11 protein-coding genes and 1 other RNA gene are annotated in these 12342 nt (G+C 65.0%); 4 read left to right on the top strand and 8 right to left on the bottom strand.

Translation table 11 applies throughout. The features are described 5' to 3' along the window. On the bottom strand, positions 1-813 hold the full coding sequence (locus B7Z66_07020) for a prolipoprotein diacylglyceryl transferase (GenBank protein OYV76822.1): 813 nt from the start codon (positions 811-813) through the stop codon (positions 1-3). 49 nt (positions 814-862) lie between these two features. Beyond that, positions 863-2068 (bottom strand): rRNA large subunit methyltransferase I, encoded by a 1206-nt coding sequence (locus tag B7Z66_07015; protein OYV76861.1) that lies wholly within the window; start codon positions 2066-2068, stop codon positions 863-865. 416 nt (positions 2069-2484) lie between these two features. On the opposite strand from B7Z66_07015, the gene B7Z66_07010 reads away from it, so the two are divergent. Beyond that, the gene (locus B7Z66_07010) at positions 2485-3183 is read left to right on the top strand and encodes a hypothetical protein (GenBank protein OYV76821.1); all 699 of its coding nucleotides are present in this window, start codon (positions 2485-2487) and stop codon (positions 3181-3183) included. Here B7Z66_07010 and B7Z66_07005 read toward each other — a convergent pair. Further along, entirely contained in the window at positions 3173-4987 is a 1815-nt protein-coding gene (locus B7Z66_07005) for a sodium-independent anion transporter (GenBank protein ID OYV76820.1), read from the bottom strand. The two genes, B7Z66_07010 and B7Z66_07005, sit on opposite strands and share 11 nt — an antisense overlap. 353 nt (positions 4988-5340) lie before the next feature. Here B7Z66_07005 and B7Z66_07000 point away from each other — a divergent pair, with 353 nt between their 5' ends. Continuing rightward, positions 5341-7434, top strand: coding sequence for a thioredoxin domain-containing protein (locus B7Z66_07000; protein OYV76819.1), 2094 nt, complete (start codon positions 5341-5343; stop codon positions 7432-7434). A 353-nt stretch (positions 7435-7787) separates the two neighbouring features. Here B7Z66_07000 and B7Z66_06995 read toward each other — a convergent pair whose 3' ends face one another. From B7Z66_06995 to B7Z66_06980, 4 genes are all read right to left on the bottom strand, one after another. Beyond that, positions 7788-9293, bottom strand: coding sequence for a glycine dehydrogenase (aminomethyl-transferring) (locus B7Z66_06995; protein ID OYV76818.1), 1506 nt, complete (start codon positions 9291-9293; stop codon positions 7788-7790). Positions 9294-9401: 108 nt separating this feature from the next. Beyond that, positions 9402-9587: non-coding RNA, 6S RNA (gene ssrS, locus B7Z66_06990), on the bottom strand. 29 nt (positions 9588-9616) lie between these two features. Then, complete coding sequence (locus B7Z66_06985) at positions 9617-9931, bottom strand: cell division protein ZapA (protein OYV76817.1); 315 nt, start codon at positions 9929-9931, stop codon at positions 9617-9619. Beyond that, positions 9931-10161, bottom strand: coding sequence for a TIGR02449 family protein (locus B7Z66_06980; GenBank protein OYV76816.1), 231 nt, complete (start codon positions 10159-10161; stop codon positions 9931-9933). The genes B7Z66_06985 and B7Z66_06980 overlap by 1 nt, the downstream gene beginning before the upstream one ends. Before the next feature lie 146 nt (positions 10162-10307). On the opposite strand from B7Z66_06980, the gene B7Z66_06975 reads away from it, so the two are divergent. After that, positions 10308-10619: a hypothetical protein gene (locus B7Z66_06975; protein OYV76815.1), complete on the top strand. Its 312-nt coding sequence runs from the start codon at positions 10308-10310 to the stop codon at positions 10617-10619. Next, positions 10619-11185 carry a hypothetical protein gene (locus B7Z66_06970; GenBank protein OYV76814.1) on the top strand — a complete coding sequence of 189 codons (567 nt, stop codon included), beginning with the start codon at positions 10619-10621 and terminating at the stop codon, positions 11183-11185. The genes B7Z66_06975 and B7Z66_06970 overlap by 1 nt, the downstream gene beginning before the upstream one ends. 48 nt (positions 11186-11233) lie before the next feature. Here B7Z66_06970 and B7Z66_06965 read toward each other — a convergent pair whose 3' ends face one another. Beyond that, the gene (locus B7Z66_06965) at positions 11234-12307 is read right to left on the bottom strand and encodes a uroporphyrinogen decarboxylase (protein OYV76860.1); all 1074 of its coding nucleotides are present in this window, start codon (positions 12305-12307) and stop codon (positions 11234-11236) included. Between the last annotated feature and the right edge of the window lie 35 nt (positions 12308-12342).

Raw genomic sequence — 12342 nt, 5'->3', positions numbered from 1 at the left:
TCAGGCCGCGCCGGGCGCGCGATTTCGGTATGCGTACCAGAGCAACGCCAAGCCGATCAGCGCCATGGGGAACGACAGAACCTGGCCCATGGTAAGCCAGCCGAAGGCCACGAACCCGAGCTGCGGGTCGGGCTGACGCACGAATTCCACGGCGAAACGGAACGTCCCGTAGCATAGCAGGAACAACCCGGATACCGCCATGGTGGGGCGAGGCCTGCGGGAAAACAGCCAGAGGATCGTAAACAGTACCACGCCTTCCAGAAACGCCTCGTAGAGTTGGGAAGGTTGACGGGGTACGCGGCACAGATACTCGGGGAAGCGGTTGCAGGAGAGCTTCATCGCCCACGGCAGGTTGGATGCACGACCCCACAATTCCCCGTTGATGAAGTTTCCGATACGCCCGGCACCAAGCCCAATCGGCACCAGGGGTGCGACGAAGTCCGCCACCTCGAAGAGGCGCTTGTGGTAACGCCGCCCGAACCACCACATGCCGGCCAATACCCCTAGCAGCCCGCCGTGGAACGACATTCCACCCTGCCAGATCTTGAGGATCACTGTCGGATGGGCCAGGAAACCTGGGAGGTCGTAGAACAGCATATAACCGATCCGTCCGCCCAGGATCACGCCGAGGAACCCGTAGAACATCACGTCCGCCACTTGGTCCCGGTCCCACCCGGAATCGGGCCGCGCCGCACGCCGCAGTGCCAGCCACCAGGCGGCGGCGAATCCGACCAGGTACATGAGGCCGTACCAACGGATCTTCAGCGGACCGAGGCTAAGGGCTATGGGATTGATGTCAGGATAGGTCAGCATGCCATTTACCTGTACGCGCGCCGGTTCACAGGAAACGATCGTTCATGGATTAGAAACCCGCCGGCAGAACCCGGGCGAACAACGCCTTCAGGTAACCGGTCTCGGGGATCGCCGGATGCACGGGATGGTCCGACGATTGGGAGCCCTGGGCGAGCAACTGCAGACTGCGATCCAGGTGACGGGCGGACTGCAGCAAGACGTCCCGCAGCTCATCGCGACCCATGTGATAGGAACACGAGCAGGAGACCAATATGCCGTCCTGGGCAAGGACCTGCATGGCCATCCGATTGAGCCGATGATACGCCTCCAGACCCGCCTTGAGATCACGTTTTCGTTTGATGAATGCCGGCGGATCCACCACCACCACGTCGAATCGCTCGCGTTCCTCACGCAGCGCCTTGAGCGTATCGAAGACATCCCCAGGCACGGTCTCCACCCGGTCTACGACGCCGTTCAGTGCCGCGTTCTCCGCGATCTGGTCCGATGCCTTGGACGAGGCCTCCACGCAACGCACGTGCTCCGCACCATGGACCGCCGCCTGGATACCCCAGCCGCCGAGGTAACTGAACAGGTCCAAAACGCGGCGCCCGGCCACATATTCTACAGCCCGGCGCCGGTTATCGCGTTGGTCGTAGTACCAACCGGTCTTCTGGCCCTCCTGTAGGGGCACCCGGAAGCGGCACCCGTTCTCCTCCAGGATAACCGCGTCCGGAACCGCGCCGTGCGCCACCTCCACATAGGATTCCAAGCCCTCCAATGCGCGGATCGGACTGTCGTTGCGCAACAGGATCCCCTGCGGAGCGAGCACCTTGCATAAGGCGGTCACTACGTCTTCCCTCATCCGTTCGATGCCGGCGGTTGAGAACTGCGCCACCAGAATCTGGCCGTAGCGGTCCACCACCAGGCCGGGCAGGCCGTCGGCCTCGCCATGAACGAGACGATAGTGCGGCGATGGATACAAGCGTTCGCGCAGCGACAACGCCACCTTTAGCCGATGCACCAGCAAGGATCGGTCCAGGGGGTGGTGGGCGTCACGGCTCACCAGCCGGGCGCAAATCAGCGAGTGCGGGTTGACGTACCCGGTGCCGAGCGGCTTCCCATTGTGGGCTTGCAGCTCCACGGCCTGCCCAGGGGAAAAGTCCGTCAGCGGCGTCTGCACGACATCGACCTCATTACTGAAGACCCATAGGTGCCCGGCACGCAGCCGACGCTCTTCGTGGGATTTCAGGCGCAAGGCAGGGAGGCCAGTCTCCATGGACAGTGCAGGCACACTCATGCGACATTCCAGCGGCGCAGCGTGTTCCATAAGGACAGGATACGCTACGCCGCGGTGGATTAGGACCGGTTACGACCGGCCCAGCATAATCCCTGCGCGGCGACCCAGCAACACCGTGCGCGCAATTTTCCGAGTAACGACCCACTCCCGTATACTAAACGCCATCCGTGACCGTCGAGCGCCCGGAGATCCGCGGTCTACCTGATCACCACAGCCAAGTTCCCGCCCCGGTACCTAAGACGATTGCCTTCGGCTGGCGGTTCCTGATCCAACCATGGCCTAATGTGGTGTTGCACGTTAGGGGGCCCATTCAGCGCACCGCCGGACACGGCTTGGTAAAATTTGGCGGTACGACTCTCCCGCGCGCGCAGATTGCCGGTGGTGGCGCAGTTCGCATGGATGATCCCCCAACTGTCACGGTCCCAAACCGTGTCCCAGGAGTGGTAGCGGTGCGATTGGCGCTACTGGATCTAGACGGCACCCTGCTCGCAGGGCCCAGCTCCGAGCAGCTGTTCATCCTCCACCTGTTGCGCAACCGCATCCTCGGCCCGCGCCAGGGGTGGGCCGCCGCCGGCTTTCTGTGGCGCTACTCCGGACGTTACGGCCGTCACGTCTGGAGAAAGGACAAGGCGTATCTCTCCGGGTTGGACGCCGCGCTGTTGGTTCCCGTGGCCGCCGCCTTCGTGCGCAATTTCCTGATCAGCAGACTGCGTCCCGCGATGCTCGAACGTCTCCGCCGCCATCAGCGCGACGGGGACATCCCGATCCTGCTGACCGGGACCCTGGACCTCATCGCCGGGCCGCTGGCCAACCACCTGGGTATCTCCCACTGGTGCGCCACGATCTGCGCCCAGCGCCACGGGCGCTTCATGCCACAACCGCCGGAACGCCACCCGTTCGGCCGCGAGAAACTGGCCCTGGCGTCGTGCCTTGCAGAACAGCTGGGCCTGGCCCTGGCCGACGCCACCGCCTACGCGGACTCCCGCCATGACCTGCCGCTGCTGGAAGCGGTGGCGCACCCGGTGGCGGTCAACCCGGCGCCGGGACTCGCCCGAGCCGCGCATCGGCGCGGTTGGGAGGTCCTCACCGACTGATCACGGGATCGGCGATCGCCGCATCGGATGCCGGCACCGGCAGGGCACTCCGGTCGAGCGTCTGGCATTCGCGGAAGATCCGTTTGTCGCACGCCGCACAGCGCAACGCGTCCAGCCGCGGGAAGATCCCCGCAATGGCGTCCACCTTGGAGTCGAACACGTGGTCGGCACCGATCAACTGCAGGTAGCCGCCCCGCTCCAAGGGGTCACGCACGCCCTTCTTCAACCCGCAGAGATACAGGTCACCGCCGGTTGCCCGGGCGCGCTGGGTCTCCTGGGCGAGCATCTCAGCCCCGGCCACATCCACGAAGTTGACCCCATGGCAGATCAACAGCACATGACGTTGTTGCGGGTTCGCCTCCTGCATCTTATGGAGGGACTGCTGTACATGGTCCACCGCCCCGAAGAACAGCGAGCCGTCGATCCGGACCATACGCAGCTGCGGACACGCCGGGAGCCGGTCGCTGGTCACGAACCGGCGCTTGGGCAAGCTCGGATCAGGGACCCGCGCCACCACCCGCGGGTGCGCCGTGCGATTCAGGTACAACACCAGCGAAAGGATCACGCCCACGTAGATGGCGAATTCGAGTTCCACGAACAGGGTGGACAGGAATGTGGTGACGAGTACCGCGGCGTCCGCGCGACTGGTCTTCAAGATGCCTTTGATCTGGTGAAAATCGATCAGGTTGTAGGCCACCAGCAGAATGATCCCGGCCATGGACGGGATTGGCAGATACGCGGTCAGAGGGGCAACCAGCAGCAGGATCAGGGCCAGGCACAGGGCCGCGAAAATCGCCGCCATGGGTGTCTGGGCCCCGGCCTGATAGTTGATCCCGGAACGCGTAAAAGAGCCGGATCCGGCATAAGCGGAGAAGAAACTTCCGACCATGTTCGACAGCCCTTGGCCGATGAACTCCTGGTTGCCGTCGATGCGCTGGTGGGAACGAGTTGCGATGGCACGGGCGATGGACACCGCCTCGATCAGGCCCAGCATGGACACCGCCAGCGCCCCAGGGGCCAGTTGGCGGATAGTCTCCAGAGAAAAGTCCGGGGCGGCCAGGGGCGGCAGATGGGCGGGGAGCGAGCCCACCAGGCGCACCCCGTGCTGCGCACCGCCCAGTAACAAACTCACGATGCTACCCACTACCATGGCCAGCAACATGCCCGGCCAACGTGGGCGATAGCGCCGGAGCAGCAGCGCGGCAATCAACGTGATGCTGGCCACCGCCACGACGTAGAAATTCGTCTGCCCGGCCTTGACCCACAGGTCGATCCAGGTGTTGAGAAACGACTCCCCGGGGGGGACGCCCACGCCCAGGTAATGTTTGAACTGGCTGGTGGCGATGAGGATCGCCGCCCCGGCGGTAAAACCAACCACTACCGAGTGGGACACGAAATTGACCAGCGCCCCGAGCCGCGCGACACCCAAGGCGAACTGAAACACCCCGGCAATGAAGGTCAGAGTGAGGGCATAGCTGATGAAGCTGGCAGTACCCGGCTCGGCGAACGGGCTTACCGTGCTGAACACGACAATGGAGATCGCGGTGGTCGGTCCCGAGATCAGGTGTTGGGAAGAACCAAACAGCGCCGCCACTATGGGGGTGATAATGGCGGTATAGAGACCGTACTCGGGAGGGAGCCCGGCGATCATCGCGAAGGCGACGCCCTGGGGCAATACCACCACGGCGTTGGTCAACCCCGCCAACAGGTCTTGACGGAGCGTGCGCCGGTTCACCGTGGGGGCCCAGCGCAGGAACGGGAATACCCATGCCCACGGCCCGTCGCGCAACGCCGACCGAGTCATCTGCCCCTCCCCCACTGACGTCTCGCCGGCGATCGATGGCCAGCCATGGCCCGGCCCGCGCGCGCCGGCAGCGGCGGACCACAAGCGGTCACCCGGCCACGGTGCAGGTGCCGGGCAAGAACCAAAGGACCGGAATGACGGAACCGGTGCCCCAGGGGCCGTGCGGGGCCCGGCCGGAACTCGACACCCCTGGAGTGACAATCCTCGTGCGCGCACGGGGGCCGGGCAAGTCGCTGCCCAGCATAGCAAACCGGTCCTGCGCCTTAAAGGCGCACGCCGCGCCGGGCCGAGACAGTCCACGCGGGAAACCGTATATTGGGGGGTCCAAAAGCGAAATCCCGGGAAATCGGCTCATGACGACAGCACACGGCACATCTACCGCTAACCACCTGCTCCACGAGACCAGCCCCTACCTCCTACAGCATGCCCACAACCCAGTGGAGTGGTACCCATGGGGCCCCGATGCGTTGGAACGGGCACGGCAGGAAGACCGGCCGATCCTGCTGTCCATCGGTTATTCCGCCTGCCACTGGTGTCATGTGATGGCCCACGAGTCTTTCGAGGACTCGGAAACTGCCGCGTTGATGAACCGGCTGTTCGTGAACATCAAGGTGGATCGGGAAGAGCGTCCGGACCTGGATAAGGTCCATCAAACCGCCCACCAGCTGCTGACCCAGCGTCCCGGCGGTTGGCCCCTCACCGTGTTCCTCACCCCCGATGACCGGATCCCGTTCTTCGCCGGCACCTATTTCCCCGGGGAACCGCGCCACGGTCTGCCGGGCTTCAAGGACCTGCTGCAACGAGTCGCGGCGTTCTATCCCACGCACCGGCAGGAGATCCGCAGGCAGAACGATTCTCTGCGGGACGCATTGACGGCCCTCACCGGCGCGGGCGCATCCCAGGACTCAGCGACCTTGACCCCGGCGCCCCTCGCGGTGGCACGGCAGCAACTCGAACACAGCTACGACGAACGCTATGGCGGATTCGGCGCGGCCCCGAAATTCCCCCATCCCACCAGCATCGAATACCTGTTACGACGCTGGGCCGATGCCCGGGACAGCGGCCACGAGGATACCCGTGCCCGGGAGATGGCGGCGTCGACCCTGCGGAACATGGCCCGTGGCGGCCTTTACGACCAGATCGGGGGGGGATTCTGCCGGTACTCGGTGGATGAACGCTGGATGATCCCCCATTTCGAAAAAATGCTGTACGACAACGGGCCGCTGCTGGCCCTCTACAGCCAGGCCTGGCACGCCACCGGCGAGCCCTTGTTTCAGCGCGTGGCCCAGGAGACCGCCGCGTGGGTGATGCGCGAGATGCAATCCCCGGAAGGCGGCTATTACTCGACGTTGGATGCCGACTCCGAAGGCGAGGAGGGACGCTACTACGTGTGGGACCGGGACACGTTACAGGCCCGACTGGACGAACCAGTCTACCGGGTATGCGCCGCGCGCTTCGGCCTGGACCAGCCGCCCAACTTCGAAGGGCGCTGGCACCTGAACGTCCACCGGGATTTGGCCGCCACCGCACGCGCTGTAGGAATCCCCGAGGACGAGGCCGCGCGCCTGTTGGCCGCAGCCCGCGAGCAATTGCACGCGATCCGCGCGGAGCGCGTCCGCCCGGGCCGCGACGAGAAAATTCTGACCAGTTGGAACGCGCTCATGATCAAGGGCATGGCAATAGCCGCGCGGCACCTGGGCGACCCGGAGTGGGTCCGCTCCGCAGAACGGGCCTTGGAATTTCTGCGCACCACCCTGTGGCAGGACGGCCGGTTGCTGGCCACCTACAAGGACGGCCGTGCGCACCTCAACGCCTACCTGGACGACTACGCCTTCCTGCTGGACGCGATCCTGGAATTGCTCCAGGTGCGCTGGTGCGACGCGGACCTGGCCTTCGCGCGGGACTTGGCGGAGGCACTGCTGGCGCGCTTCGAAGATCGGAACACCGGCGGCTTTTTCTTCACCTCTAACGACCATGAACCCCTCATTCAGCGGCCCAAGCCGCTGGGGGATGACTCCACGCCGTCCGGAAACGGAGTCGCGGCCTACGCCCTCAACCGACTCGGCCACCTGCTGGCGGAACCGCGCTACCTGGAGGCCGCCGAACGCACCCTGAAGGCCGCCTACCCAGCGCTCCAGCAGGTCCCCTATGCCCACATCAGCCTGCTCATCGCCTTGGATGAGTCGCTCCGTCCGCCCCAGGTCGTGGTCCTGCGGGGAGCCGCCGAGGCCCTGCCGCAGTGGTGGGCACACGCCGCCGGTCCCTACGCGCCGCACCGGATGACCCTGGCAATCCCCGGGGACGCCCAAACCGCTGCGGGGGTGCTGGGCCAACCACCGGCTGCGGACGGGGTCATCGCCTACATATGCACGGGCACCGCCTGCGGCCCGCCGGTAACCTCCCTGGAGGACCTGGAACCGGCCTTGCGCAGGGCGCACCCGGGCTGAGGGACGGCGGCACGCAAAAACCCGTCCCGTGGATGCACCGGGCGGGGCCGCATTCCCTACCCACGGGTACAGACGAGACGCGACGTTGCTGAGCGTCCCGCGGTTTCCGCGGCGGAACTCGACGTGGTTTCGGCTGATTTGAACGGCTGGGGTTTTTAATGGGTACTGAAGGAAGCAGCCGTGGCGTGCTTCCCCACCCATTCGCCACCTAGCCGATCACCCTGTCCTGGTGGCCCTCCTACAGAAGGTTGAGGGAATGATCTTCTGAGCGTCGGGTTACTAACGTATTCCTTGGCAAGTACCTGCCATGCACGTTAGCGCGGGTCCGCGGGTAACCCGGAAGGAAGCGCCACCTATTCTCCCTGGTTCACCGCCGCGTGCGTGGTACCGGCACCGTCCGGCGTCACCGTCCCGGCGGCCGGCCGCCACACCAAATCCAGTTCGCGCGCCGCCCGCACGTCATCCAGGCGTCGTACCGGCAGGGTATAAGGCGCCCCGCGGACCCGTTCCGGGTTCTCCCGGGCCTCGGCGCGGATCTTCACCATGGCCTCGACGAATCCGTCCAGGGTCTCGCGGGATTCGGTCTCCGTGGGTTCGATCAACAAGCACTCGGGCACCAGCAACGGGAAATAGGTGGTGGGCGCGTGGTAGCCGTAGTCCAGCAGCCGCTTGGCCAGGTCCATCGCGCGCATACCGAGTTCCCGTGCCTCCGGCTTCAGGGTGAGAATGAACTCATGGGTCGCGCGCCGCGACGGGTAGGCAAGCTGGAATCCCCCGGCGCGCAGCCGCGCCTGAAGATAATTGGCGTTGAGCACGGAGAATTCCGCGACCCTCTCCATGCCCCGGCGTCCCAGCATCCGCGCATAGGCGTAGGCGCGCAGCAATACCCCCGCATTTCCCGCAAAGGCGGAAAGCCGGCCGATGCTCTGGGGCCGGTCCTGCTCGGTCAGCCAGCGGTACTCGCCGCGTTCGCACGCCACCATGGGCACCGGTAGAAACGGGAGCAGCCGCGCACCCGCACCCACCGGACCAGCGCCCGGACCACCGCCACCGTGGGGGGTGGAAAAGGTCTTGTGCAGGTTCATATGGATAACGTCAAAGCCCATATCCCCGGGACGCACCTTTCCCAGGATGGCGTTGAGGTTCGCGCCGTCGTAGTAGAGGAGTCCGCCGGCGTCATGCACGATGCGCGCGATCTCCTGGATATGGCGCTCGAACACTCCCAGGGTGGACGGATTGGTCAGCATCAGGCCCGCGGTCTGCGGCCCCACTGCCGACTTCAAGGCCTCGAGGTCCACGTCGCCATTGCGCCCGGTGGGAATCTCGCGGACCGCGTAACCACACATGGCGGCGGACGCGGGATTCGTGCCGTGGGCCGCGTCCGGCACCAGGATTTCGGTACGCGCGGCGTCGCCGCGGGCGTCGTGGTAGGCGCGGATCATGGCGACCCCGGCGAACTCCCCCTGGGCCCCGGCCATGGGTGCCAGGGACACCCCCTGCAGGCCGGTCACGTCCTGGAGTATCTCCTGGAGGTCGTACAGACAGGCCATGAAGCCCTGGCTCAGGGACTCATGTGCGGCGGGATGACGGCACAAAAAGCCCGGGAGCATCGCGAGGCGGTTGGCGCCCCGCGGGTTGTACTTCATGGTGCAGGAGCCCAACGGATAGAAATGGGTGTCGATGGAGAAGTTTTTCTGGGACAGCCGCGTGTAATGACGGACCACGTCCAGTTCCGAGACCTCCGGCAACACGGCACGCCGACGCCGCCGCAGGTGTTCCGGAATACCCTGACATTCCCTCGCCACCGGCAACTGGGCACGATTCAGCCTGCCCGGGCGGGAGCGTTCAAAGATAAGCATGTTAGTTGAATCCTGTACCGGAAGTCCGCACGGGCATCCCGTGCCTATCGAATCGGTGCGAGGAACCGCGGGACAACTACGGCGCTGTCCTCGAGTAACCGGTTAAAAGCATCTCCCGCCTGTGCCGTAAGGGGCCTTCGCCCTTGAACCATTGGGTCCAGGTGGGGACACCGGCCGGCGTATCAGGCTTTCCGCCAGAGGCGGACATGCACACAACACCGACGACTTTGCCCCCGGGGCGTTACTCTAGGGTCAAGGATTTTCCCAGTCCCTACTCGAACACCGCAGGAGATGCCAAACCGAAAATCAATACACATGCACCACTACAGATCTAATTGCCGGCCGTGATTGAGCGCCTCTTCCACTTTATCCCGCAGCGCGCGGATCCGCACCCCGAAGTTGCGGCCATAGTGATTGCGGTGCGCCTGCTGCTGCAGCAACTCGTGGGTGATATTAAGGGCCGCCATCACGGCGATGCGGTCCATGCCGACCACCTTCCCACTGTCCCGGATCTCCTTCATGCGCCCACTGAGATAGCGTGCACTAGTGAGCAAACCGTCCTGCTCGTCTTCCGGACAAGCCACCAGGTATTCCTTGTCCAGGAGATGGACCGAAACGGCGGCGGTCTTCTCAGTCATCAACCGTGCTCCATGGTTCGCAGTCGTGTGACCATGGATTCCACACGGCTGCGCGCCAAGTCATTGCGCTGGACCAATTGCGCGCGCTCCTGGGACAAAACGTCGAGACGCGCATTGAGCGCCTGATTCTCCGCTTTCAGACGCTCGCACAGCCGCACCAGTTCGTCTACCCGGAGTTCCAGGCGGCGGAATTCTTCCTCCGCCACGTCGTTGGGATTTTCGCTTGCCATAGCTCCAATATAGAGCCGACGCCGAGTCCGGTCAACGCCCGCGATAACCCAGCTTGGGTTCTAATTCTCTTAGTGATACCATGGGGTTAGCAGCCGCGTCGCGGCGAGTGGACCGCGCGCTCACGGCGGCACCGGCGAACCGTCCTATGAACAACGATCCCCTCAGCCGATTCCACCGGGACCACCCCCAACGGCCCGATGCACGCATCGTCGAGGGGCGGACCGGGACCGGAAGGTCCTGCCGCATCGTTGATAACACGGCCACCGTCGCTCCGGCCGAGTTGGCCGCCCTGCTCCAGGATCTGATCCGGGCACAACGGTTCGGACTTGGCGGGCACTCCACGGGGCCGGATCACGCCATCACCATCGGCGGGCCGGTAGGCACCCATATCCAGTTGGACGGCCGGCTGTACCGGTTGTTGGTGTTCCCCTACGAAGCCCGGATCGAGGATTTTTGATGGAGAGCCCGCCCGTTCCCGTGGACTTCCACGAGGTCCACGACGCGCTGGAACAGGCCGACGCCGACACCGGCGCCGCGGAAGCCCATGGCCTGCTGTGCGGGATGCTGTGCGCACGCGCCGCCACCCCACCCGGCGCGTGGCTGATCCAGGCCTTGGGTAGGCCTACAGACGCCGGGCCCGGGCAGGCAACCTTGACCGGTCTTTATCAACAAACTCTGGAAGCATTCGCCGACGGCGACCTGTCATTCCATCCGCTGTTGCCCGGAGACGAAGCGCCCATCGCGGCGCGCGCCCGATGCCTCGGCCAGTGGTGCGATGGCTTCCTGGCGGGTCTCGGCTTGGCGGACAGTCCCAAACTGGACGAGTTCGCGGGAGAAATCAGCGAATTTCTGCACGACGTCACCGAGATCGTCAAGATCCAGTCGGAGTTGCCGGACGCCCGGGATGAGGACGAGACTGCCTATACGGAGATCCTGGAATACATACGCATGGGGGTCCTGCTTACCTACGAGACCTTAAACCCGCGGGAACCCGGTGCTCCCCTGGGAGGAAGTGTTCACTGAGGCGTAGGCCGCCGCGCCGGATCCAAGACAGCACCCGAGCCCTCCCAGTCATGCGCCGGCGCCGTGGTAAGCGACCCCCAAATTATGAACCGCCTCCACCAGCACCGCGACCCGTTCCGGATCCGTGTCCGCGTGGATACCGTGTCCCAGATTGAACACGTGTCCGGGCCCCGGTCCATACGCCTCCAGGACCGCCTGCACCCCGGCACGAATCCGCTCTGGACCGGCGTAGAGCATCGCCGGATCCAGGTTGCCCTGCAGCGCCACCCGGCCCCCCACCCGGGCGCGGGCGGCACCCAGGTCAGTGGTCCAGTCCAGTCCCAGGGCGTCGCAGCCGCTGGAGGCCATGGCCTCCAGCCACTGCCCGCCACCTTTGGTGAACAGCACCACGGGGACCCGCCGTCCCGCGTGTTCACGGGGCAACTCGTCCACGATACGTTTCATGTAGACCAATGAAAACGCCCGATACGTATCGGGGGACAGCACGCCGCCCCAGGTATCGAACACCATGATCGCCTGGACCCCTGCCTGGATCTGGGCGCGCAGGTAAGCGCTGACACTGCGGGTAACCACCTCCAGGAGCCGGTGCAACGCGGCGGGTTGATCAAACAACAACGCCTTGGTACGGGAGAAGTCACGGCTCGCTCCACCCTCCACCATGTAGGTAGCCAAGGTCCAAGGGCTGCCGGAAAATCCGATCAGCGGCACGGTCCCCCGCAACGCCGCGCGCGCCAAGCGCACAGCATCCAGCACGTAGCGCAGCTCCAGCTCCGGGTCTGGCACCGCCAGGGACCGGATGTCGCGTTCGCTGCGCACCGGTCGCCGGAACCGCGGACCTTCACCGTCCACGAAATACAGGCCCAGTCCCATGGCATCGGGCACCGTGAGGATGTCTGAGAATAGAATTGCAGCATCCAGCGGGAAACGCCGCACCGGCTGCAGCGTCACCTCGCATGCCAGCTCCGGGGTGGTGCACAATTTCATGAAACTGCCGGCCTGCTCGCGCACCACACGGTATTCCGGCAGATAGCGGCCCGCTTGGCGCATGATCCACACCGGCGTGGTATCCACGGGCTCCCGCAACAGGGCCCGCAACAAACGGTCGTTTTCCAGTTCGGTCATACCCATGAGGCACCAGGAACCGGACGCAGCGGGCC

The sequence above is a fragment of the Chromatiales bacterium 21-64-14 genome, from assembly GCA_002255365.1.
Classification (GTDB): domain Bacteria; phylum Pseudomonadota; class Gammaproteobacteria; order 21-64-14; family 21-64-14; genus 21-64-14.
This window is presented reverse-complemented; position numbering and strand designations above follow the sequence as displayed.